The following is a 22,215-nucleotide window of genomic DNA, read 5'->3' as shown; positions in this document are numbered from 1 at the left end:
CGGAAACCCCAGGAGGACACCATGAGCATCACCGTCTACACCAAGCCGGACTGCGTCCAGTGCGACGGCACCATCCGAGCCCTCGACAAGGCCGGCCTCAGCTACCGCACGATCGACCTCACCACCGATCACGCCGCCCGCGACTACGTGATGAACACCCTCGGCTACAGCGCCGCCCCCATCGTCGAGGTCGACGGCGACGACCACTGGAGCGGCTTCCGCCCCGACCGGCTCAAGTCCCTCGCCGCCGCACGCAGCCCCGAGCGCACCCAGTTCTTGGTCGACGTACTCACCACTGCCATCGAGGGAGGCATCGGCTACTGGGCCGAGGTCACCCACTTCGAGGACCAGACCGGGACCGAACCCGAGGGCGAGTACCTCGGACCGTTCCAGCATGCCGACTGCTACGCCGCCACCGTCCGCGACTACGAGACCGGCGACGAGCATTCCATCTCCCTCGACACCATCGCCCGGGGCGCCAACCTCCTCGCCGCCACCAGCATCGACAACGACTTCCGCGACGCCAACCGCACCAACGGCGACCGAGGCGACATCGACGCCACCAACGCCGACATGGCACTCCAAATGGGCATCTTCGGCGACGTCATCTACGGCTGACCCCCTCGAACCACCGCCCATCGCCGCGAGGCAGACGGGCACCCCGAAAGGACCTCGACATGCATGCTCTCGACCACACCGACCTCCACTACCTCCACTACCTCCGCAAGACCAAGTCCCTGCACAGCCTCGGACGACTTGCCGCATCTCCCGACACCGAGATCCCCAGCATCGTCGCCAGCCAGTCCTCCGGATACGGCGGAGGACTCGCGTACGAGTACCGCAGGAGAGGGCTGTCCATCTGGATCGGGACCAGGCGCCCGTGGGACGGTGACCCGGACCGACACGTCACCTGGACCCAGGTCCGGCGCCACGTCAGCCGGTACGCCACCTCCGAGTTCATCGACACGTTCCGCGCGACCGACAGCAAGTGGTGCCGCGCAATGGCGGGAGACCAGACCCCCGGAGTCCTCCACCGCCGCACCGACGCTCAGCGTCAGACGGTCGCGGAGCTGGAGACGCTCCTGCGACTGCTGGCCGCACCAATCTGGGACGCCGCGACCACCATCGAGGACGAGCCGCAACAGCTCGACCTGTTCGCCTGACCCACCACACGACGACAGGACTGACAATGGGCACCGTGACCACCGAGGACCCGCAGGCCACCGCCGACCCGGTCGACGTTGACGACCTCGCCGCCGCAGACGCCGCACCCACCGTCCCCGAACTCGACCCCGAAGCCGCCCTACTGTGCGCACTCCTGCACACCACCGACACCACCGAAGCCCAGCACATCACCGCCCACCTCGAGGCACGCGACTTCCTCGGACCCCGCTACGGCGATCTCTATCAGGTCATCTCTGACCTCATCGCCTCAGGCGAACCCCACCACGCCCCCCGCGTCCTGGCCGCCCTGACCAGTGCCGGACGGATGGCCGGCCACCACGGGCGGCTCCTGGCCGACGCCCTCCAGACCGTCGCCCTGCTCGGAACCCCCACCGTCGGCCTGCGCACCCTCGCCGCAGACGTCCTCGACGCCAGCTACCGCCGCACCTTCGCCCGCACCGCCGCCGACCTCACCCGCGCCGCCAGCGAAGCGCCCACAGGCGACCTGTTCGAGATCCTGCTCAACCACGGCCGCGCCATGCGCCGCGAAACCGAACGCCGAGCCGCCCTCACCAGCAGGGGAGGGGAGCAAGCATGACGTTCATCATCGGCACGGGCCCCACAGAGCTGCACGCCCTGATCGACCTCGAGAACCGCCTCGACGCCCACCGCGACACCACTGCCGCCCCGACCGTCACCGTGCTCGACGTCGCCTGCCACCACGGAAACTGGTCGGCCATCACCAACGTCCGCCACGACCTGCCAGGGGAGGGGAGACAGTGACACCCGACGAAGCCCGATCCCTCGGCCACGCCATCCGCGCAACCCGACTCGAACGAGGCCTGTCCCAACTCAAGCTCGCTGTCGCGATCGGCGTCAGCGGGGGACAGGTGAGCCTGTGGGAACGCGGCCGCGTCCCCGCCGCGCGAGGCCGGGACGCCTACGCCCCGACGATCCCGCGGGACCAGCTCGAGGCGATCGCCGCCGCCCTGGACTGCACCGTCACTGCCATCGCCGACCGCGCAGCCCTGGCCGCCACCACCCGAGTCCTCTACGGACTCGAACCACTCGGCCCTGCCCGCACCCTCGTCGCCGGCCAGGAGTACGACCTCACCGACGCCGAAGCCGGTCGCGTCGCTGACTTCATCACCGGACTCATCGCAGGCCGCGACCTGCGCTAACTGGCACTGTCGGAGCCGCCCGATACCGTGCGCCGCATGGACGAGCTGCTAGACCGGATCCGCCGAGCAGCCGACCAAGTAGGGGAGCAGCTGTTCCTCGAAATACTGGGCTGGCACCGCGCCGTCGTCGGACTCCCAGCCCTGGACCCCAACGCGCACGGCGCCTACCGAGACGCAATCGCTGAACTCGGAGACGACCGTACCGCGGAACTACTCCGAGACCTGCGCCGAGCCGCACGCGACCCCCGCCGCCACCGCCACGGAGCGGACGGCAAACCCCGTCACCGGGCCGGCCACACCCTGGCCGAGCGGCACCGCAAGCAGTAATCAGGGCCACGCCAGGTTTGAACGCTGCCCCGGCCGCCGGCCGCCAGCCGAGGCAGGGGTCAGGTGGCCGACTGGATGAGGCCGGAATCGTGCCGATCCAGGGTGCGAACGTTGTTGACCGCCCGCGATACCGGACGCGTTTGAAGCGTCGAAGCCACCGTCCGGGACTCGACGTCGAGTAGGTCGAGCAGCGTGCTGGCCTCGTCCTTGGCGACCTTCTCCGGGGCCAGCCAGGTATCCCACGCCGCGGGACTCAAGAACACGGGCATCCGATCGTGGACCTCGCCAGCCGCATCCTCGCCAGTGCGGGTGATAATCGTGAACGTCGTCCGCCACTCTTCGTCGGCGCCGTCCCGGTGGAACGCCAACAGGCCCGCAGCGAGCAGGAGCTCGTCACCTGGGGCATACACGTAGCTGGGATTCTTGACCTTCTTGCCGTCCTCGACCGCTTCCTGCCACTCGTAGTAGCCAGTCATCAAGACGCCGGCACGGGCAGAGGCGAACGCTGAGCGGAACATCCCGTTGGATGCCGCAGTCTCAAGTCGGGCATTGATCGGCCGCGGGCCCTTCTCTTTGGCCCACGACGGGCGCAACCCCCACGTGGGCAGGAACGCCTCACGCACCCGATGCTCGCCGACCAGGCGATCCCGTATCACCGGCGCCCGCGTGCGAGGCGCCACCGAATACGTCGGCGACCACTCAAACCCCGGCTCTGTCCCGTCCAGCCCGAGGTCCTCAACCAGAGCTGAGCCGGAAATGGCTACCGAGTACCGACCACACATGTGCCGGACGGTACTCCCGAGCTTCAAGAATCGAAGCGCATCGCACCCTCCCGGGAGGCTGTCACGCCTTCAGTACCCAGCGGAGTGGAGCGCTCGCCGCCGCGGTCTATGACGATTCCGATGCCGCATAAGACGGCTTAGTACAGGTCTGCGGAGCCTCCTGTCGGACCGATGGCCTAATATAAAGATTCCACTACATTTAGGAGTTCTTATGCCCCCGATTGACCTCAATGTCCCGCTGTTCCCGGGTCTGCCCGGCACCGGCTATGAGCAGGTTGGGGCCGTTATCGGGTCCATCGTGCTGGCACCACTCCTCTCTCTTACGAGCCAGTTCGCGTTCATTGGTTCGCTCACGGGGAGCCTGGCCTCGGTCGAGGGGCTCGGCGGGGGCTACTACTACTGAGGCTTAAGCCTCTGTCAGCCCTCGATCCTCTGTCAGCCCTCGCGCCGCACCCGGCGCGGGGGCTGTCCCTGTTTGTGAGGAATGCGGCCCCGGCATCCCGCCCGTTCTCACGGCGGGCGCCCGTCCTTATGGAGGCCAGTAAGCCGGCGATGAGCAAGAGTTCGTCGCCCGGGGCGTGGTCATAGCTGGGGTTCTTGACCCTCTTGCCGTCCTCGAGGGCCTCCTGCCACTCGTAGTAACCGGTCATTACAACTGCGAGTCGGGCGGCAGTGAACGCTGAGCGGAATATGCCGTTGCTGGCCACACCCTCGTGGCGGGCATTGATCGGCCGAGAACCTTCTCCTTGGCTCACGACGGGCGCAGCCCCGACGTCGGCAGGGGCGCCTCATGCACCGCTGATCGTCGATCGAGCGATCCCGGGTTGCCGGTGCCCGCGTGTGCGGGGCCACGGAGCACTCCGGCGACCACTCGAAACCGGGATCGGCCCCATCGAGGTCTCGGATCAGAGCCGAGCCGGAAAAAGCTACTGACTACCGACCACACGTCTGCCGGAAGGTGCTCCCGAGGTAGGGGAACCGGAGCCCATCGCGCACTGCCTGGCGGTTGCCGTGCGGTCAACCCCCAGCGGCCGCTCGCGAAAGGTGCGGTAGCTGAAGTCTGCACGCAGCCCAGATCCTCCACGCCAGCCACGGGCAGTGAGATGGCCCGCTCGGCCCGGTGTGTCTCTGTGCAGCCGGCAGCAGTGCGAGCTCCTTCGGCTACGAAGCCCGGTCGTGGCGTGGCTGGGGCCCTTTCTTGCGGTCTGGGAGGGATCTGGGCCCGCCGTCGGCACCTCTCTGCCAAAAACTTGGTCACGATTTGATAACTGTCCGATCGAGGCGTCGCAGGCCCTGTCGAGGTGCCGCGGTCGAACTCCGTGCAACCTCGGGCAGGCGCCTGGGGGCATCGGCTGGGCCTCGTCTTCCGCCGAGGATCAGTCGATCGCGCTCGCGGTCGGCAGCAGGGCCACAAGGCCCCGGAAGGGGAAAGCTGCAGATGGAAGGCCTGCGACGCCCCGAAAGGAAGAAGAACAGGATTTACGCCCTGTAATAAAAATCCTAGTTAACGACATCTCGGATACCTATTTTATTAATTCATATGAAGTGAAATTACCCGCGATCATTTCCCGGGTTATTACTGGATTATGAACCAAGATCATTACATATAACGGCGCGTCCAGGAACGGCCAAAGAGTATTGTCAGCGCAGGTCAGAGCGTCCGTAAACTGTGTAGAAAATTACGCTCCGGCTGGCCGATGTGGCGCCGCTGTCCGCTTGCGAGACGGAGTTCGATCGGTAGAGTTGGAGTTGTAAGAGGGCGAGTGAGGGTGGTCGAAAGCGCGCGGCTTGGAGCACTGAGAAAAACTAAACAGAGACGAATTAATAGGTAAAGAACAATCCGCATCAATAATCCGTTGTCTTCACTGTCTGTATCAAATAATTGACCAAAACATGGTCGTCGAAAGGACACGAAATGAATCAGAACAACGCTGTCATCTCCATGCCCCAGAACGTGGCTGTCGTCATCGACGGATGGAACGCCCTGCGGGGTGCGGACCAGGTCCTGGACTTCGGGGATCAGATCGACCAGTACGTCATCGACTTCGGCAAGCTCGCCGACGAGATCGCAGGTCAGCGCAATCGCCCGTCTCGGATCGTTTCGGTCACGGTGGTGATCGGAGTTCATCACCGGGCGCAGAATCCGCGGGCGCGGATGGTCGCGGACCAGAACATCCGGTTCTGGCAGCGCGACAAGCGCGTCCAGGTCATCGCCTTCGAGAACCACTGGCAGCACGGAAGCGAGAAGGGCGTCGACATGGAGCTCGGGATGCAAGTGGTCGAACAGGCTGCCAACCCGAAGGTGGACACGGTGGTGGTGTTCTCGGCCGATCGCGACCTGCAACCAGCTGTGGACCGGGCCGTGGTCAAGCCGGGAGCGCACATCGAGCTCGCCCGATGGGAAGGGCAAAGCTCCGGCCTCTGGGTCCGCCAGCGCAATGGAAAGCCCGGCTGGTGCCACTGGCTCGGGTCCGAGACCTTCCACAAGGTCGCGACCCCTCGAGGTCACCAGCTCGCCGCGTAACCACACGCCACCCCAGGCAACAGGGGCCGCCGACACCAGCTCACGGTGCCGGCGGCCCTGATCACTGATCGACACACCCAACCAGGAAATGAGAAACGCCATGACCAACCACAACATCGCCGAAGTCCTCTGCGACGCCGTCACCGATGCGCCCAGCGACCGCCGTGCCCTGGCGGAGGTCGCCGGCATCGTCAAGGTGGCCCTGGGTGGCATCATCACCGAGTCGACTCTCAGCGAGTGGTCAACCGAGCAGGAGCGGGACCAGTTTCTGGCCCTGGCCAGCTACCTCAAGCGCACGAGCAGTCTGGTCCACCTGGGTGCGCTCATGCTCGACCTCGGGGAACGAGATGAGGCATGGGCCCTGATCAACGGTGCGGTCCGGCCGATCGAGGAGCTCCTCGTCGTGGGGCTCGGGTTCGACGCGGACGACACCGCAGCCACCTACCTCCAGCTGGACACACTCGCGACCGCCGTCGAGCAGGGAAGCGAGCCGGAACTCGAGCTGCGCCTGGTCGATGGCAACCACCACCAGCGCGCACAGGCAGTCTCGCTCATCACCGACGCCCGGCTGGGCCGTGCACCGGAGGTCTTCCTCGACGAGAACCGACTCGATGCCCGCTTCGTCAGCACCGGCTGGGATCTCATCACCACAGGCGCGGCATGCATCAGGGACCACGTCCGAGACTGGGACCTCATGGACGACATCAACGCAGTCGCCCACGCCATCGAGCAAGCCCGAGACCTAAACGAGGACACCTACCCCTCCGCCGCCTGAGCAACCCTGCGCCCCGGCCCCTGCACACGAAGGGGCCGGGGCGAAAGGGTTGCTACATTCACCACCATGAGGATCGGATACGGGCGGATCTATCCCACCGATCCCGACCCCGAAGAGCAGCACGAGGCACTCACTGAGGGCGACTGCCAACGGATCCTCGTCGACGACGCCCGTGAGACCGGCGCCGCCCAACCCCAGCTGACCAGAACCCTCGAAGTCCTCGCCGCTGGCGACACCCTCGTGGTGACCAGCCTCGACCGACTCGCCCGCCACGCCACCGCCCTCGTCGACCACGTCACCGCCATCGACGACCGCGGGGCCCATCTGCACATCCTCGACAAGCAGATCCACACCGGCCAGGACCCCGAACGCATCTTCCTGCGTACCATCCAATCCCTCGACGACGTCAACACCACCGGACGCTCCCAACGCATCCGCTCCGGGATCAAGAAAGCCTCGTCCACCGGACGCCGGCCAGGACGGCCACCCATCAAGAACTCCAAGATCCTCAAGGTCGTCATGGACCTCTACGGCGCTGCGGATGAGCACGGAAACCGTCTCTACACCGTCACCGAGATCGCTCAACGCGCACGAGTCAGCCGTGCCACCGTCTACCGCTACATCGACCTCTACAACGACACAGGGCGCCCAGCCCTAGAAAACTAGGGGAGTGAACCTCTCAAGCATCAGGCTTCAAACGGCCGCACGAGCCGAGGCGAACGCCGGGGCCTTGGATCCTGCCGATCGCCGCGCTGGCCGTAGTGCGGCTATCGGCGTGGCCGTGAAGGCGCGGCCACGTCTGAGGGACGACCTTGAGATGCCGAAGATGAGCGAGCCGGAGGCGGATTGTCGGAACGCGACTTATCGGCGAACCCGCCAAACTAGGAAACGCCGGACGATATGTGCCGGCCACTCCCGAGCAGCTTTGACCGCGTGGATTCCGGCCGAAGTGGCGATCCCGTAATCGCCAGGTCTGCTCGATCCTCCTCGAGCCTGATGTCGACGACCGACAATAGTTGGCATGGTGAATGAGGAGCCGCTTGCTGAGGCGCAGGTCCCGAAGGTTCCAGCGACTCCGCAGAAGCTGGCGCTTGGGGCTGCTGCTGAGTTGCTGATAGCGAGTCGTATCGCCCTGCTCGGCTATCAGGTGTACCGGCCGCTTGCCGATGACAGGGGCGTGGATCTCCTCGTCGACGTTGGGGATGGCCGCCACGTCGCGGTTCAGGTGAAGGCTGTCCGGCACACCACCAGTAGCTATGTGTTCATGCGTAAGTCGACGTTCGCGTTGGAGCCCTGGACGGTTCTGGCCCTTGTCGTTTACGGCAACTCTCTCGATGATCAGCCGCAGGTGTACTTCGTCCCCGCCACCGAGTGGAGGTCTCCTCGTCCACCGCTGACCAACTATGACTACGTCGGGGGCAAGAGTTCGCCCGAGTACGGCCTCAACATTCGAAAAGCTTGGACGGATGAGCTTGCGGAGTGGTCCGCAGATTCCGACCACATTCATCGGCTAATGCAGCACGCTCACCCCGAGCTCACCTGACCAGTATCGGCCAGGGGTTCTGGACGTTCGGGAACGACAGATCCATAGTTGTCGGTCAGCCACCTCGGCCAAAGACGGAGCTTCCATCTCCAGATTCAGGTCAAGAGGGTCCTGCCGTTTCCACGGTGTTCCGAAGTTCGGTGTAGGTGCACTCGGTGACGCCGGGCAGCGCGGCCAGGCGGTGGAGGACGATCGACTTCTGTCCTGGAACTTGAGTGTTGAGAACGTGGGTAGGTACGACGAGGAAGCGCCAGTGGTCCAGGTTCAGCGGGTCCAGGTCGGCCACGTCAGTGACGTCCAGGATGCAAATGACGTACACGTCGGCTTGACGGCGAGACTCGAGGTCATACCGGCCGGTCTGAGCATCCCAAGCGAGGGTCTCCGGGATGTTGACGGTGGGGGTGGAGGCATGAGTCTGTGCCCAGCTCTGTAGGAACGACACCGACTTGACCTCCACCCGCAGTCCGCTTTCAGCGACGATGTCGACGGCGTCCCATTCAACGCGTACACCGGCGTGAGTGACTCCGAGAGCACGGGCGACTAGATACTCGGCGAACAGGCCGCGGACAGTGTTGTCGAGCAGGCTCGACATCGACCACCGCCAGAAGTCGATCACTGGGCCGCCGGCGAGTTGTTCACCGCCGACGGTGAGGGGCTCGTCGCCGGTCATACGAGCCGGGATGACCGCGTCGTGAGCTGCGATAGCGCGCCGAACAGAAAGTGCCGGACGTTCACGAGACTGCGCATCTGGGTGAGTCACGACTGCTCCTAATCGAGCTGGGTACGCGCGAGCACGTCGACAGGCGCTGATTCGATCCTCTCGCGTGATGAGGCTGCAAGGCATCGAAACATCACAAGCGCGGTGAGCCCGCTCCGGTCGCTGGCTCACCAACCTGACCTGCAGACTTTTCAGAATGCAACATTATCGGCGCTGCCGATTTAGCTGTGCGCGATAATTTGGCGCTCGCGCATGCTTCGAGGGCTGGGAATCTGTAGATCAGCAGCAGGGCGCTGCGGACAATGTTGCGTTTCCGGCGTCCAAAGCCCGTCCGCTAGCGGGATGACTAGACTGCTCGCATGACCGTCGAAGACGTGACCCCCTTTGGGTACTTGCGGCTTGCTGGCGGTCGATTCGACGTCGCAGAGGGTTTACCGGTGGTTTCGGCCGCTGAGCTGGAGCGGTACGCCCTGCTTGTCAGCGCAGTAGCACGCGAGCTGTATATCCGAGCGCACCCGAAACGGCAACGTGTTCCTCGGGGGTTTAATGAAGCATTTGATCTCCGGTTGACTCGAGTCGATCGGGGTAGTCAGATTCCGGTTCTTGTGCGGCCGAAAATGGACGATGGCGGACTCTTCCAGAGTGCGGACTGGCACGACGATGCGCGACGCCTGGTTAACAGCGCGCTAGGGGACATCGCAACAGGTCACCGTATTCCTGCATCTTTTCCTCCAGCAGCTATCAAGCCATTAGCCCAATTCGGCCGTAGTTTGCGGGAGAGGGAGCGTATCGAGCTGGCTGACAGTGCTGACGACCCAAAGCGCGCTGTCCTAACGGCCGAAACTCGTTCGCGCATTCAGCAACTGGCAAGGTTGGATGAGCTGGAGATCGAGACGGTGGTCGTCGGGCAGGTGACCGGTCTGTCTTCCACCCCGCCTCACGTGAACGTGACCGTGACCGAGGACCTTTCTCCGCGCAAGATTGAGGCCACATTCTCCGATTCGTCGGTGTTCGATGCGCTGCACAGCTACCTCGGTTACGCCGAGACTGCGCCGCCGGTCGCTATGAGCGTGATCGCAGTGCAGAACCGCGGCGGCGTCATCGTGAAGATCACGGATGTGCTGCACGTCGAACCTGCGTTGCCGCAGGCATGGTCGGAACGTTTGCGTGATCTTGCCGGTCTCGGAGAGAACTGGCTTCATCCGGGGTCGGAGCCGCCATCGAGCGAGGTGATCGAGAGGGGCCAAAGAATCCTGTTCGCTGCGCTCGATGTTGAGGTGCCGGCGCCTGTGATCTACCCGTCTGCTGACGGCGGAATCCAGCTCGAATGGCGTACGTCTTCCCGTGCGGTGGAGGTAGAGATTCTCAACTCCGGTTCGCTCGAGGCCTGCTGGTATGGACGGGCAAACGATGATGACGGTGAAGACCGCAGCTTTCAGGACGACGATCCCGACGGCGTAGCCGACTTTGTGAAGGAAGCGATCAGTGAGTGACGACAGTCAGCTTGCCGACGGCGAGGAGCATCTCAGCGAGCAGAAAGAGCTGCTTTGGCGCAATGCCCACCCCACGTGGATTGTGGACGGCGAGCTGACCTCGCAGGCATTCCGACCTACGCCGAAGGATCAGCAGAAGTTGTCGACAGCACGTGAGGACAAGGTGTCAGCGGAGGACAGCTTCAAGGAGTTCACCGAGACTTTCGAGTTCGAATCGGTTGGAGTTTGGGCAGTCTCGGTCGGAGATGTGGAAAAGCAGGGACTGCGTTCCATCTACGACGAGAGTTCTCCGTCGACCCCCAAGCCGTGCCTCAAGGGGCACACGTCGATCGATTTCACGAGTGTCTCGAACAACCAGGCGAAGCGCATCGGCGGGAGATTGCGTGACCGCGCGGAGGCTCGTGGAAGGCAGCACCCGTCATCGGATGAGAGTGACTCTGCGGCCTGGTGATAGATGCCATTGGGGCCAGGGGCTGGCTCACTTGGTCTTGCGGTCTCGGCGCAACTTCGACCGAATGGTCTTCGCGGGGGCGATAAACGCTGCTTGCGTCGCGGCAGCGTGGTGGGCGGTATCGGGCTTCTCGGTCCTCGGGCGCTGTCGGGGCACGGAGCTCTTTCTTGCGCCGCGGTCGGCAGTCTCACTGGTCGATCGCTGATTCGTAGAAGGCGTCTGCGAGAGCGGTGATGACGGCGTTGATGGCGGGGCCATCGCTGAAGAAGTAGTCGGCCATGGTGTTGTGGGCTTCTTGGTTGTCCACGACGGCTTCGATGACCGCTGACTGGAAGTCCTGCGATTCCATGAACTGCTTCTTGGAGTTGACCGTGGTCTGTTTGACCAGGTCGGGGTACGCCAGGAGGCGTTGTACCAATCCTTGGACGAACTCGCGGACCTGGGACTGGGTAAATGCTTCGGCGCCGAAGAGGTCGTTCATTTTGTCGATGACGACTTGCAGGGCAACGAATTTTGGCTCTTTCCTGGTTCCGGTGCCGGCAGCGCTGATTCCCTTGAGCTGGCCGTCACCGGTGAGTGAGATGTCGACGGCGTCGGACTTGGTGTGTTTGACCCCGACCAGGACCACGTCGGAGAGATCTACCTCCGCGGCCCAGGCAGAGTCCGCGATGACCCTGTCCAGAAGCCGCAGGAAGATCGACAGCATCTCCATGTATGGGTCGCCGTAGTCGACGATCTGGCTCATGAAGTCATACAGCCGGACGTAGGTGGACACATCCTTGCGGAACAGGTCGAGCGAGTTGAGCGTGACCGTGTCGTCGGCCTCGAGCGCGGCGGCATACCGGCGGGCGAACTCGTGCTTGGCCGGGCTGATCGCGGCCGAAAGCGCGTTGTTGCCCTTGCGGGAGACCCACAACTCGGCGACATCGCGCACCTGCTCTGGGGTGTAGATCCCGGGCTGGGCGAGCTTGGTCGCCAGGTGGGCGACAACATACGGGTCGGTCTCGGTTTCGATGGCGGCACCGGTGAAGTACGGCTCGAACGCGGTTCGGATGTCCTCGGGCTTGTTGACGAAGTCGATGACGAACGTCTTGCGCTTGCGCTCCCCGCTTGCGGTGCGGTGGGTGCGGTTCAGTCTGGAGAGCGTTTGCACGGCGGTGACCCCGGAGAGCTTCTTGTCGACGTACATAGCCGACAACAGCGGTTGGTCGAACCCGGTCTGGAACTTATTGGCGACCAGCATGATCGTGTACGTGGTGCCCTTGAACGCGGCGGCCAGGTCCGAGCCGGCCCCCGGGTTCATGTTGGCCTCGGTGAACTCGTCGTCCTTGCTCGGCTGCGGACCCCACTCCGATGCCCACTGCTCGTGTTCGTCCATCGTCACCGATCCGGAGAAGGCGACCAGGGTGCGGTAGTTGTACGAGGCATCCAGCGCCGCACGTTTGGTGAGGTAGGCGTCGATCGCCTTCTTGTACTTCACCGCGGCCTTACGAGAGTCGGTCACGACCATGGCCTTCGCTTTGCCCTCGAGCAGGTGAGCGACGTTGGTGTGGAAGTGCTCGACGATGATCCGCACCTTTTGGCTGATGTTCGTCGGGTGCAGCTTCACCCACCGCATCAACCCCTTGTGCGCCGCGGACTCCTCCACCTCATCGCCACTGCCGTTCGTGGCGTTGCCGGCGATCTTCAACGCGGTGTCGTAGGTCTGGTACCCGGTGAGAACGTCGAGGATGTAGCCCTCCTCGATTGCCTGCCGCATCGAGTAGAGGTGGAACGAGGTCGGCTTCCCGTCGATGCCCTTGCGGCCGAACAGTTCGAGGGTCTTGTTCTTCGGTGTTGCGGTGAAGGCGAGGTAGGAGATGTTTTCCGACCCGGCCCGCTCGGCCATCTCCGAGGCCAGTATCGCCTCGACGTCGACCTGGCCGCCTTCCTCTATCTCTTTGACCTCTTCCGCGGTCAGAACGGCTTTGAGCTTGGAGGAGATCTGACCGGACTGCGAGGAGTGCGCTTCGTCGGCGATCACCGCGAACCGTCGATCCTTCATCGATGAGTCGGCCCGGATTGCGTCGAGGGCGAAGGGGAAGGTCTGGACCGTCACCGCGATGATCAGTGCCCCGTCCTTCAGCGTGGTTGCCAGCAGATCTGACTTTGACTTCGCACCCGCCTTGCGGACGTCCTCGGGACTGATCGTGGCGACGATCTTCCCGGATCCGTCGATTTGCCGGATCGCGTCTTGGAGCTGCCCGTCGAGCACGGTGCGGTCCACGACCACAAGCACCGAGTCGAAGACCTTCTTGTCGTCGATGTGCATTCGGGCGAGCCGGTGCGCGGTCCAGGCGATGGTGTTCGTCTTTCCCGACCCGGCCGAGTGCTCGATCAGGTAACGGTGGCCGACCCCTTCTTCGCGGATGGCGGCGACGACGTTCGTCACGGCCTCCCACTGGTGGAACCGAGGGAACAACATGCTCGTCCGGCGTACCGATGTCCCAGTGGCGAGATCCCACTCCTCCTTGGTCTCCACGATCATCAGCCGCCCGATAATGGTCAGCCAGGAGTCTTTCTCCCAGACCCGCTCCCACAGGTATGCGGTCGCCGATCGCCCGTCCTTGGCCGGAGGGTTGCCGGCGCCGCCCTCGTAACCGGCGTTAAACGGCAGGAAATGGGTTTTCTCGCCCTCGAGCCGGGTGGTCATCGCGGCGAGGTCGTTGGAGACCGCGAAGTGCACCAGCGCCCGGTGTCCAAACGACAAGAGCGGCTCCGGCCGGCCGTTGGTAATGGGATTGCGGTCCTTGCGGTACTGGTTAATCGCCTCGTCGAGAGACTGGGTGAAGTCGGTCTTGAGCTCCACCGTGGCAACCGGAATCCCGTTGATGAAGAAGACCAGGTCGATGCAGCGCTGATCAGCGGTGGAGAAATGCACTTGGCGCATCACCCGCACGCGCATCGCCGCGTACTGCTCGGTGGTGGTCGCGTTGAGGCTGGTCTCGGGGCGGAACTGCGCCATCTTCAACCGGCCGCCGCCGATGTAGGGCACCCCATTACGCAGGATGTTCAGCGTCCCGCCACCATGCTCGAGGGGCTTGTCGAGCGCCGTGGTCAACACGTCGAGGAACTTCGCCGGCGACCCCGCCGCCTTCAACGCCTTCTCGAACGCCGCCTTCTGAGTTTCCTGCAGCCAGGCGAACAGGTCCTCGGGGAACAGTGCCCGCTCCCGGTCGTACCCGGTGTCCTTCGCCGAGTACAGCCACCCGTGATCTTCCAAGTGGGCGCAGATCTCGGACTCGAAGACAACCTCCTTGTGAGCGGCCATCACACCATCTCCCGCACGTCGATCTGACCAGTCACCGCAGCCGTGATCAACGCCGCCCGGCGCTCATGGGCGAGCTCGATGAACCGTTCAGTCTCGGCGATCAGCGTGTCAATCTTGGCAGTCTGCTCGTCGAGGTACTCCGCCACGCGGCGCTGCTCATCCAGCGGAGGAATCGGCACAGGCATTCCCGCGATCATGGGCATTCGCACAGAGGGTACCGTCGCCTGTGCTCCGCCATCGCCCACTACTCGAATGAAGTAAGTGGAGAAGTACCAGAAGAGATAACGCGGGAAGACCCCAGCGAAGTCGCGCAAGACATACACACGTTGATGGGCGGCGAACTTGCCCCGGTAGTGGTGAAACGACCGGCCGACCATAGCGCCGTCGCCAGCGGTGATGATGGCTTCAGCATCAAACTCGTAGCGGTCGAGTGCCAGAGGCTGATCTCCACGAACGAAGAACAGATACCCCTCGTCGACGGCGTCGGCTGAGTCGCTCGAACCAGTGCCGATCGTGCAAAGGTGACGCATCTGAGCTCGTTTGATCCGTAGCTCGGGCAGCCATGGAATCGGCTCATATCCTTCCCCGAGCACCTTTTCATCGCCTCTCATCGTTGCGAAGGCATCAATAATCGCCGCGGCTCGTCGCTCTCGGAGCATCTCGATCAGACGCTGTTGCTCCTCGATGAGCGTGTCGATGCGGGCAGTCTCACGGTCGAGGTAGTCGGCGATGGTGCGCTGCTGCTGGACTTCGGGCAGAGAGAGCTCGATCGTCTTCATCTCGTCCCAATATAGGCGCCACTGGGACGGGCGAATGCCTGTGGAACGAAGGGCGTACTGGTCGATCAGAACGCGTGACCGGAGCAGAGTATGGAGGAAGCGGCGGTCATACTCAGGAGTAGTTGGCCTAAGCACCTCGTAGTCGGGGCTCACGATGCCCTGGTACTCGGAGATTCCAAGGGAACCCTGCCACGCCTTCATCCGATTCACGACGAGGTCACCGGGCTGCACGAGCTGGTAGTTGCTCAGGTTTTCGGGCGTCCGGTTGAAGTTGTCATTGCGGCTGTCCTTTGGGATCACCCCGTGGTCGCGGTAGACACTGAGAACTATCTCGCTCTCGTGGTCGCGATCGGAGACCGACTGGAACAGCCAGCCGAGTCGGCTCGGCGTCCACGACTCAGACTCGACCGTGCTACTCATTTCTCGACCTCCCGCAGCAGGTCGAGGATCTTGGCAACCTGTTTTTCCAGGTCGGTGTCGATCTCGGCGAGGGGGCGGGGTGGGACGTACTTGTAGAAGTGGCGGGTGAAGGGGATCTCGTAGCCCGTCTTGGTCTTGGCCGCGTCGATCCAGGCGTCGGGGACGTGGGGTTTCACCTCGGCGTCGAAGTACTCCTGGATGACCTCGGTCTTGCCCGCGGCGCCAGCGGTCGAGCCGCCGTAGGTGAAGGAGACGCTCTCGGTGTCGCGCTTCTTCGCGTCCGGCTTGGCCTTTCCCTTCCGGTCGATGACCGGTTTTCCGGACTCGTCGAGCAGTGGACGCTCGACGGTGATGGTCCAGTAGCCGAACTCGTCGGTGCGCAGCACCTTGGAGTAGTCGGGGTCGGCGTCGGTGAAGTCGGAGTACAACTTCACGACCTCGGCACGGTCGGTGTCGCTGATCTCGCGGCCTTTGGAGCCGAGGTTCTTGCGCATCTTGGTCCAGAACGAGGTGCCGTCGATGAGCTGGACCAGGCCCTTGCGGTCGGGGTGCTTGGTGTTGTCGAGGATCCAGATGTAGGTGGCGATGCCGGTGTTGAAGAACATGTTGGTCGGCAGCGCCACGATGGCCTCGACCAGGTCGTTCTCTAGCAGCCACTTGCGGATGTTGGAGGGGCCGGACTCGGCGGCGCCATTGAAGAGCGGGGATCCGTTCATGACGATGCCGACACGGCCGCCGCCGTCCTCCGGCGCCCGCATTTTGTGGGCCAGGTGGAGCAGGAAGAGCATCTGCCCGTCCGAGGTAGCCGGGAGGCCAGGGGCGAACCGGCCGTAGGGGCCTGCCTCCTCGTGCTCCTTCTTGACTGCTTTGGCGTATTGCTTCCAGTCGACGCCGTACGGCGGGTTCGACATACAAAAGTCGAACTTTCTGTCCTTGAACGCGTCCTCGGTGAGGGTGTTGCCGAATGCGATATTGGTCGCGTCGTGACCCTTGGCGAGCAGGTCGGACTTACAGATCGCGTACGACTGCCCGTTGTACTCCTGCCCGTACAGGCTCAGCTTCGCGTCGGGGTTCTGCTCGAGGAGGTGTTCCTCGGCCAAGGCGAGCATGCCGCCGGTGCCTGCGGTGGGGTCGTAGAGGGTGCGGATGATGCCGGCCTCGGTCAGGTCGGCGTCCTTCTCGGCGAAGAGCAGGTCGACCAGCAGCCGGATCGCGTCCCTCGGGGTGTAGTGGTCACCGGAGGTCTCATTCGCGGCCTCGTTGAACTTGCGGATGATGTACTCGAACGCATCGCCCATGTCGGCGTTGGAGACGACGTCAGGGTGCAGGTCGACGGCCTTGAACGAAGTGACGACTTCGCGCAGTAGCTCTGCCTTCTCGAGGGCTAGGATCTCCTTCTTGAAATCGAAGTATTCGAACACGTCGACGTCGGGGGAGAATCGGTCGACGTAGTCAGCCAAGTTTTCGGCCAGTCCGTCGGCGTCTTGGAGGAGGTTGGCGAACGAGTAGTTTGATGTGTTGTAGAACGGTCGCCCGGTGGCCTTCTTGACCTCGATCTTGAGCCGGTTGGGGTTGTCGTACTTCGCCGCGAGATCGCGCATAGTTCCGCGGTCAGGCTCGAGGATGCAGTCGAGGCGCCGCAGGATTGTGAGCGGGAGGATCACGTTTCCGTACTGGTTCGGGCGGTAGGGGCCACGAAGCTGGTCGGCGATTGACCAGATGAAACTACCGAGGGTGCTCATGTCGCTCCTTGCGAGGCGTACTCGCTTTTGAAATGGGGGCCGTACTGGCTGCTGGAACGGCAGCGCTGCGTTTGGGCCACTGCATCACAGAGAATCTTGTCTCACGTGTGTGCATCTTTATCGGACGGGTCTGACACAGGCAGTCCTCCCAATTCTCGGCTCGTCCTAGTTGCTCAGGGGTCGACCAGAAGGACTGTGCTGAGCCGGTGGGGCAAACCGCTTCTGCCCCACCGCGAAAGGCGGGCTACTCCCTCAGCGAGGCATCGAGTGCGATATTGAAACGAACGGCGTCCATCAGGCTGGTCGAGAGAGTCTCGCTCGCCTCAGTGATGGACTGCGCAGCGCTCCGGAGTCTTGCGACTTCTGCGAGCGCGGCGACGAGGCTTTTCTGGTCGTCCATCGGGACGAGAGGGACCTCGAGGTCGGTGAGCTTGGCTCGTTGGATTGTGGTTCCGACGAGGAACCGGGTGTTCCAGGATCCGCTGAGCATTGCTGCCAGGTAGTGGGGGTCCACGACGTCGGGCTTGAGTACTCGGACCTGCTCGATGACCGGCGCTAGGAGGTGTCCGCCGTCGTCGTCGACCAGGGCGCGGATGCCGGCCTGTGCGAGGACCAGGATGTCTGACGGTTCGGTCAGCTCTATGCCGTCTTCGAGTAGGGCTGCCGAGGGAGGGTCGGGCAGGGTCCGGGTGGCGATCGCCCGTGCACCGACCATGGCGTTCTTGAGGGCACCTTCGGGGTTGCGGGGTGCGCGGTGTCGGACGCGTTCGATGACGCCCTCACGGATGAGTTCCTTGACGGTGAGGGTCCGCGAGGAGGCCTTTTGGGTGAACGTGATCCGCCCGGAGGACTCTGTCAGCGTCTGGGCGGCGTCGCGCATCGCGGTGGTCGCGGCATCGAATGCGGTTTGTACGTCGTCGGCGGAGCGCTCGTCGGTGGCGAGCCAGCGTTGCGGAGTCAGCTGGGCCTCGTCGTCGACCAAGTCGCCCACCGGCACCCGGACATGGGGAACCTCTGCCAATGCGGACTCGTTCGACAGCCACCGGGACACGTTCTTTTCCGCGTCGTCGACGTCGGAGGCGTCGATGAACAGGACGTCAGAGTATTTGTTGCGCGGCCCGCGGAGAACCCACAGTGCGAGTGGGATGGAGGTGTGGGCAGCCATCCCACCGGGCAGTCCGACGATGGTCTCGATGCAGCCCTGCTGCAGAAGCCCCGCACGGATCTGCCTCTCGGCACCGCCGCGGAAGAGTGGACCGTGGGGCGTGATGATGAACGCGCGACCGGTGTCGGTCAGGTGCGCGATGGCATGTTGAATCCAGGCTGTTTCGCCGCTACTCACAGGCGGGACACCGAAGGCGAACCGGGGGTCAATCAGACGGGCGTCAATGTTCATTCGAACACCGAACGGAGGCTCGGCGATGACCACATTGGCACGAAGCTTTGGGTCCGGGTCAGTGCGAAGAACGTCGCCCTGCACCAGATGGAGCGGCGTTCGGTGTAGTGCGGCACGGAGCTTGGCGATCGCGAGAACACGGTCGTCGATGTCGTGGCCGATGTAGGTGTCGAACTTGCTTGTGTCGGCGAGTTCGATGAGGGCGGAGGCGATTCCGCAGGCGGGGTCGTACACCACGCCACCGGGATGGTTCGCGGCCACGGAAGCCAGAAGACGGCTGGTGCGTGAGCCGATGATTTCCGACCAGGCGCCCTTTCGGCCTTCCGCGTGGGCGGTCCGCTCGAGGACGAAGTCCACGACCGAAGCCAGCTCGGACTCGTCGACCGAGACGACGACCTCCCGGACCTGCTCGATCCGGTGCTGGTCGCCGTCTCGCGGAGACGTCAGGCGTGACAGTTCGAGACTCGCCGGGACGTCATCTCCCATGACCCGCTCGGCGGCGAGGGAGAGGACGATCATGGCGGACTGCTCGGGCGAATAGGGGCCACGGAGGGTGTTCATCGCGGCCCAGACGCTCGCCTCGGTCGAGACCCGGTCGACGGTGTAACCCTGCTGGGAGAGCCACGCCTTCACCTCGGACAGGTCGTACAGGGGCTTGGACTGGGTTCCGCCGACCTGCTTGGGAAAGTCGGCGTGCCGGCGGCGCCAGTTACTGACCGCTGCGCGGGAGACCCCGGCGAGGTCGGCGATGTCGCTCGCGGCGACGAGGGACGTAGGGGAGGGGGACGGGCTGCTCATGCTGCACCTTCGAAATTGATCTGGCGGGGGGTGAAGGTCACGGTCTGGGAGGCGGCCATCTGAAGTCTCGTGGCCAGTGAGCTTCCGTGTGCCACGACGGTGACCTTGACGCCGTGGCCGCCGAGGGTGGCGACTGTTTCTGTGAAGATCCCGTCTCCGGAGACGAGGACGACCTCGTCGAACCGGTCTGCGATGTTCTCGTTGTTCAGGACGTCCAGCAGGGCGTGGTCCGCGCCGTCGACTCCGGTTCCGACGACCATCCGGGCGGAGGTCCATATGGGCCCGGCGTGGATCGCGCCCGCCTTACTCACTCCGATGATCACCTGCTCCTGATGTCTCAGTCCGAGTGTGGAGTCGAGCATCCTCTGCACCCATCTCGCTTCGGCAAGGGTCCGGATCGCTCCTCCGGAAATGTTCTCGATGTCGATCAGGGTCAGACGCCGCCCTCGCAGTGACGGTGGGCGCATCTTGTGCTGCTTGGTGGTGGTGGCTTCGGCAGTCTGGACGTTCTGTGCACTTGTTCTGTTCATGGCTATGACTGTAGACGGCAGTTCGAGAGTCTGCAAGTGAAAACCGCAAAACAGTCCGTGGTGAACCGAGCCGTCGTGAACTTGCGCCGACCTCCTGGGGGCCAGGCGTGTTGTTGGGGTACACCTATACGGGACGATTCGGGATCTGTCGTCGGCGCTGTGGACTTGATCGCTCTGTGGCGGTCTTCTGTGGCTACTTCTTGGCGGCGGCGTACTAAATCGGGCGTTCTGCCCGGAGGGATTAAGGCGAGTCGGGCGGCTCTCGGGTGTGCGGTGGGGTTTGCGTCGGTTCTGTCAGAGTCCGAATGCTCCGCCGCTGATCAGGATGAACGCGCCCAGGCCGATCAGGACTGTCGGGAACAGGATGTGTTCCCAGCGCTCTAGGACTTCGGCGATCGGTCGGCGGGTGGCGACGAACTTGGCCAGGCCCACCAGTCCTGCCACCAGCACTAGGAACACGATGCAGTAGGCGACCACGGCTCCCGGGCCCACGTTGAGAAAGACGGGGACGTAGACGCCGATGTTGTCGCCGCCGTTGGCGAAGGTGACGCCGGCCACGGTCCACACGGCGACGTTCTTGCCCTCGATCTTTGCGTCGTCGTCATCATCGTCCCCGCGCCAGGCCTGCCACGCGGCCCACAGTCCCAAGCCGAGTGGGATCAGCCCGAAGTAAGGGATGGCCTGCGGGGGCAGGAAGGCTCCCGCGCCCAGGGAGACGAGCACTGCGGCGCCGAGGATGCCGATGAAGCCGAGGTACTGGCCGACCAGGATGCGTGCGGTGGTGCCGCGTTGGCCGGCGCCGCGGGCGAAGAACAGCGACAGGACGATGATGTCGTCGATATTGGTGGCAATGAACAGGCCGATCGCCTGCAGGGCCGAGGACAGGATCACGCCTGCACCTCCGTGGCGTGACAACCCGGCACTGAGCAGTCGGGCTCCAAGCATGGGGCGTTTTCGTTGACCGCGAGGGTGACCTCGACCAAGGAGGACAGCGACCGCGCCAAGTGCGGGTCTGCGATCTCGTACCGGGTCTGGCGGCCTTCGGGCACGGCGACAACGATTCCGCAGTCGCGCAGGCATGCCAGATGGTTCGACACGTTCGACCGTGTCAGCTCCAAGTCCCGGGCCAGCTTCGCCGGGTAGGCCGGCTGCTGCAGCAAGGTCAGCAGTATCCGGGACCGCGTCGGGTCGGCCATCGCCCGCCCTAACCGGTTCATCACATCCACACGCGAAACAATAGTCAGCACTTGCTGAACTATACAGCGTCTGCTGAACTGTTGGGACAACGCATTAAAAACCTAAAGGTTTTCAAGACACTAGACACCGTCCAGGAAAGCGACCACTTTTGAGCAGGTTTCCTGGCTCTACGGCCACCCGCCGGTGTCTCATTAAATCATCTTGGCGACATTCGTCTCAGGATCGGCCTCGGTAGGGGTTTATGGGGCAGAATCGGGCCATGAGGCATCTGGGGTACACCCGCGTCAGTACCGCGAGTCAGGATGCGCAGTTGCAGTTGGATGCACTCGTAGATTCCGGGGTTCAGAAGCGCGACGTCTTCTCTGACGTCACCTCGGGGAGCCGGGCCGCGATCGAGCGCCCGGGGATGAAGCGGCTGATGGACTACGTCGAGCCCGGCGATACCGTCGTGGTGTGGCGCATTGACCGCCTCGGTCGCTCCCTGATCGATGTCCTCAATACCGTGAACCTGCTTCGCGACAAGGGCGTGAAGATCCGGTCGCTCTCGGACGGCATCGACCCGGAGACCACCTCCGGCCGGTTGATGCTGGGCATGCTCGCCACCCTGGCCGAGTACGAACGCGAGCTCATCACCGAGCGAGTCAATGCCGGGATCGCTGCGGCGAGGCAGAGCGGCACCAGGTTCGGCCGGCCCCCGGTCGACCCCGCAGTGATCGCTGAAAAACTCGACATTGCCCAAAGTGCTCGAAGAAAGGGGCGCACCGCCGCCGAAGCGGCCAGCTTGGTCGGATGGTCCCGCGCCACCCTCTACCGCCACCAGCAAGCCGCCCGAGCCCTTGAGGCACTCGACCACTAATGGCAGCGGCCATCGCCAGGCATCACCGCTAGAACGCCGCCACTGGGCAGCGCGATCTGCCAGTACACCCGTGCGGGACGGCATGCCGCCAACCGTCGCCGCTGTGTCACAGGGTCTAGTTCGACACTTATGAAACATCTTCCCGTGGGGTCTAGGATCTATTGATACAGATTCTGGACGAAAGGGTCTCCTCATGGCTGATCGGATCGGGACGTTGCTGAACCGTTCT

General features: G+C 63.7%; 21 protein-coding genes and 1 pseudogene. 13 read left to right on the top strand and 9 right to left on the bottom strand.

Annotated elements, in window-relative coordinates:
• Positions 1–21: 21 nt before the first annotated feature.
• The 6 genes and pseudogenes from nrdH to G6027_RS16100 all read left to right on the top strand — a co-directional run.
• Positions 22–258 (top strand): annotated as a pseudogene (nrdH, locus tag G6027_RS19090) (glutaredoxin-like protein NrdH); the annotation flags it as partial.
• A 419-nt stretch (positions 259–677) separates the two neighbouring features.
• A complete protein-coding gene (locus G6027_RS16120) occupies positions 678–1,163 on the top strand; it encodes a hypothetical protein (protein ID WP_182638048.1) in 486 nt (161 codons plus the stop codon).
• 26 nt (positions 1,164–1,189) lie between these two features.
• Entirely contained in the window at positions 1,190–1,762 is a 573-nt protein-coding gene (locus tag G6027_RS16115; protein WP_182638047.1) for a DnaB-like helicase N-terminal domain-containing protein, read from the top strand.
• Positions 1,759–1,947, top strand: a complete 189-nt coding sequence (locus G6027_RS16110) for a hypothetical protein (protein ID WP_182638046.1) — start codon at positions 1,759–1,761, stop codon at positions 1,945–1,947. Before G6027_RS16115 ends, G6027_RS16110 begins: the two co-directional genes overlap by 4 nt.
• Positions 1,944–2,345 carry a helix-turn-helix domain-containing protein gene (locus tag G6027_RS16105; RefSeq protein WP_182638045.1) on the top strand — a complete coding sequence of 134 codons (402 nt, stop codon included), beginning with the start codon at positions 1,944–1,946 and terminating at the stop codon, positions 2,343–2,345. Before G6027_RS16110 ends, G6027_RS16105 begins: the two co-directional genes overlap by 4 nt.
• Positions 2,346–2,381: 36 nt before the next feature.
• The gene (locus G6027_RS16100) at positions 2,382–2,672 is read left to right on the top strand and encodes a hypothetical protein (RefSeq protein ID WP_182638044.1); all 291 of its coding nucleotides are present in this window, start codon (positions 2,382–2,384) and stop codon (positions 2,670–2,672) included.
• Positions 2,673–2,731: 59 nt separating this feature from the next.
• On the opposite strand, the gene G6027_RS16095 is transcribed toward G6027_RS16100, so the two are convergent.
• Entirely contained in the window at positions 2,732–3,481 is a 750-nt protein-coding gene (locus tag G6027_RS16095; RefSeq protein ID WP_241727198.1) for an SOS response-associated peptidase, read from the bottom strand.
• Positions 3,482–5,369: 1,888 nt separating this feature from the next.
• Here G6027_RS16095 and G6027_RS16080 point away from each other — a divergent pair.
• The 4 genes from G6027_RS16080 to G6027_RS16065 all read left to right on the top strand — a co-directional run bounded on the left by G6027_RS16080 (position 5,370) and on the right by G6027_RS16065 (position 8,296).
• A complete protein-coding gene (locus tag G6027_RS16080; RefSeq protein WP_182638041.1) occupies positions 5,370–5,978 on the top strand; it encodes an NYN domain-containing protein in 609 nt (202 codons plus the stop codon).
• 100 nt (positions 5,979–6,078) lie between these two features.
• Positions 6,079–6,753, top strand: coding sequence for a hypothetical protein (locus tag G6027_RS16075; protein WP_182638040.1), 675 nt, complete (start codon positions 6,079–6,081; stop codon positions 6,751–6,753).
• 66 nt (positions 6,754–6,819) lie between these two features.
• Positions 6,820–7,419 (top strand): recombinase family protein, encoded by a 600-nt coding sequence (locus G6027_RS16070; RefSeq protein WP_182638039.1) that lies wholly within the window; start codon positions 6,820–6,822, stop codon positions 7,417–7,419.
• Positions 7,420–7,774: 355 nt separating this feature from the next.
• Complete coding sequence (locus tag G6027_RS16065) at positions 7,775–8,296, top strand: hypothetical protein (protein ID WP_182638038.1); 522 nt, start codon at positions 7,775–7,777, stop codon at positions 8,294–8,296.
• 100 nt (positions 8,297–8,396) lie between these two features.
• Here G6027_RS16065 and G6027_RS16060 read toward each other — a convergent pair whose 3' ends face one another.
• Positions 8,397–8,966 (bottom strand): hypothetical protein, encoded by a 570-nt coding sequence (locus G6027_RS16060; protein ID WP_182638037.1) that lies wholly within the window; start codon positions 8,964–8,966, stop codon positions 8,397–8,399.
• Positions 8,967–9,373: 407 nt separating this feature from the next.
• Between G6027_RS16060 and G6027_RS16055 the strand changes: the two genes are divergently transcribed.
• Positions 9,374–10,507, top strand: a complete 1,134-nt coding sequence (locus G6027_RS16055) for a hypothetical protein (protein ID WP_182638036.1) — start codon at positions 9,374–9,376, stop codon at positions 10,505–10,507.
• The gene (locus tag G6027_RS16050) at positions 10,500–10,958 is read left to right on the top strand and encodes a hypothetical protein (protein ID WP_119192522.1); all 459 of its coding nucleotides are present in this window, start codon (positions 10,500–10,502) and stop codon (positions 10,956–10,958) included. Before G6027_RS16055 ends, G6027_RS16050 begins: the two co-directional genes overlap by 8 nt.
• Before the next feature lie 187 nt (positions 10,959–11,145).
• Here the strand turns inward: G6027_RS16050 and G6027_RS16045 are convergent, their stop codons facing one another.
• From G6027_RS16045 to G6027_RS16015, 7 genes are all read right to left on the bottom strand, one after another.
• A complete protein-coding gene (locus G6027_RS16045) occupies positions 11,146–14,268 on the bottom strand; it encodes a type I restriction endonuclease (protein ID WP_182638035.1) in 3,123 nt (1,040 codons plus the stop codon).
• Entirely contained in the window at positions 14,268–15,467 is a 1,200-nt protein-coding gene (locus tag G6027_RS16040; protein ID WP_182638034.1) for a restriction endonuclease subunit S, read from the bottom strand. Before G6027_RS16040 ends, G6027_RS16045 begins: the two co-directional genes overlap by 1 nt.
• Entirely contained in the window at positions 15,464–17,209 is a 1,746-nt protein-coding gene (locus tag G6027_RS16035) for a class I SAM-dependent DNA methyltransferase (RefSeq protein WP_182638033.1), read from the bottom strand. Before G6027_RS16035 ends, G6027_RS16040 begins: the two co-directional genes overlap by 4 nt.
• A 244-nt stretch (positions 17,210–17,453) precedes the next feature.
• Positions 17,454–19,403, bottom strand: a complete 1,950-nt coding sequence (locus G6027_RS16030; RefSeq protein ID WP_182638032.1) for an N-6 DNA methylase — start codon at positions 19,401–19,403, stop codon at positions 17,454–17,456.
• Complete coding sequence (locus G6027_RS16025) at positions 19,400–19,933, bottom strand: NYN domain-containing protein (RefSeq protein ID WP_182638031.1); 534 nt, start codon at positions 19,931–19,933, stop codon at positions 19,400–19,402. The genes G6027_RS16030 and G6027_RS16025 overlap by 4 nt, the downstream gene beginning before the upstream one ends.
• A 294-nt stretch (positions 19,934–20,227) precedes the next feature.
• A complete protein-coding gene (locus tag G6027_RS16020; RefSeq protein WP_061917937.1) occupies positions 20,228–20,824 on the bottom strand; it encodes a cadmium resistance transporter in 597 nt (198 codons plus the stop codon).
• Complete coding sequence (locus tag G6027_RS16015; protein WP_107749335.1) at positions 20,821–21,180, bottom strand: metalloregulator ArsR/SmtB family transcription factor; 360 nt, start codon at positions 21,178–21,180, stop codon at positions 20,821–20,823. Before G6027_RS16015 ends, G6027_RS16020 begins: the two co-directional genes overlap by 4 nt.
• A 191-nt stretch (positions 21,181–21,371) precedes the next feature.
• Here G6027_RS16015 and G6027_RS16010 point away from each other — a divergent pair, with 191 nt between their 5' ends.
• Positions 21,372–21,986 (top strand): recombinase family protein, encoded by a 615-nt coding sequence (locus tag G6027_RS16010; protein ID WP_346995777.1) that lies wholly within the window; start codon positions 21,372–21,374, stop codon positions 21,984–21,986.
• Positions 21,987–22,215 lie beyond the last annotated feature (229 nt).

The organism is Dietzia sp. SLG310A2-38A2 (assembly GCF_014145095.1).
Classification (GTDB): Bacteria; Actinomycetota; Actinomycetes; order Mycobacteriales; family Mycobacteriaceae; genus Dietzia.
This window is presented reverse-complemented; position numbering and strand designations above follow the sequence as displayed.

Excerpts from the sequence above, each read along its gene's own strand:
- G6027_RS16045 (WP_182638035.1), bottom strand. The coding sequence starts at position 14,268 with ATGGCCGCTCACAAGGAGGTTGTCTTCGAGTCCGAGATCTGCGCCCAC.
- G6027_RS16010 (WP_346995777.1), top strand. The coding sequence starts at position 21,372 with ATGGGGCAGAATCGGGCCATGAGGCATCTGGGGTACACCCGCGTCAGT.
- G6027_RS16035 (WP_182638033.1), bottom strand. The coding sequence starts at position 17,209 with ATGAGCACCCTCGGTAGTTTCATCTGGTCAATCGCCGACCAGCTTCGT.
- G6027_RS16110 (WP_182638046.1), top strand. The coding sequence starts at position 1,759 with ATGACGTTCATCATCGGCACGGGCCCCACAGAGCTGCACGCCCTGATC.
- G6027_RS16120 (WP_182638048.1), top strand. The coding sequence starts at position 678 with ATGCATGCTCTCGACCACACCGACCTCCACTACCTCCACTACCTCCGC.
- G6027_RS16030 (WP_182638032.1), bottom strand. The coding sequence starts at position 19,403 with ATGAGCAGCCCGTCCCCCTCCCCTACGTCCCTCGTCGCCGCGAGCGAC.
- G6027_RS16055 (WP_182638036.1), top strand. The coding sequence starts at position 9,374 with ATGACCGTCGAAGACGTGACCCCCTTTGGGTACTTGCGGCTTGCTGGC.
- G6027_RS16115 (WP_182638047.1), top strand. The coding sequence starts at position 1,190 with ATGGGCACCGTGACCACCGAGGACCCGCAGGCCACCGCCGACCCGGTC.
- G6027_RS16065 (WP_182638038.1), top strand. The coding sequence starts at position 7,775 with ATGGTGAATGAGGAGCCGCTTGCTGAGGCGCAGGTCCCGAAGGTTCCA.
- G6027_RS16080 (WP_182638041.1), top strand. The coding sequence starts at position 5,370 with ATGAATCAGAACAACGCTGTCATCTCCATGCCCCAGAACGTGGCTGTC.
- G6027_RS16060 (WP_182638037.1), bottom strand. The coding sequence starts at position 8,966 with ATGACCGGCGACGAGCCCCTCACCGTCGGCGGTGAACAACTCGCCGGC.
- G6027_RS16070 (WP_182638039.1), top strand. The coding sequence starts at position 6,820 with ATGAGGATCGGATACGGGCGGATCTATCCCACCGATCCCGACCCCGAA.
- G6027_RS16075 (WP_182638040.1), top strand. The coding sequence starts at position 6,079 with ATGACCAACCACAACATCGCCGAAGTCCTCTGCGACGCCGTCACCGAT.
- G6027_RS16040 (WP_182638034.1), bottom strand. The coding sequence starts at position 15,467 with ATGAGTAGCACGGTCGAGTCTGAGTCGTGGACGCCGAGCCGACTCGGC.
- G6027_RS16100 (WP_182638044.1), top strand. The coding sequence starts at position 2,382 with ATGGACGAGCTGCTAGACCGGATCCGCCGAGCAGCCGACCAAGTAGGG.
- G6027_RS16025 (WP_182638031.1), bottom strand. The coding sequence starts at position 19,933 with ATGAACAGAACAAGTGCACAGAACGTCCAGACTGCCGAAGCCACCACC.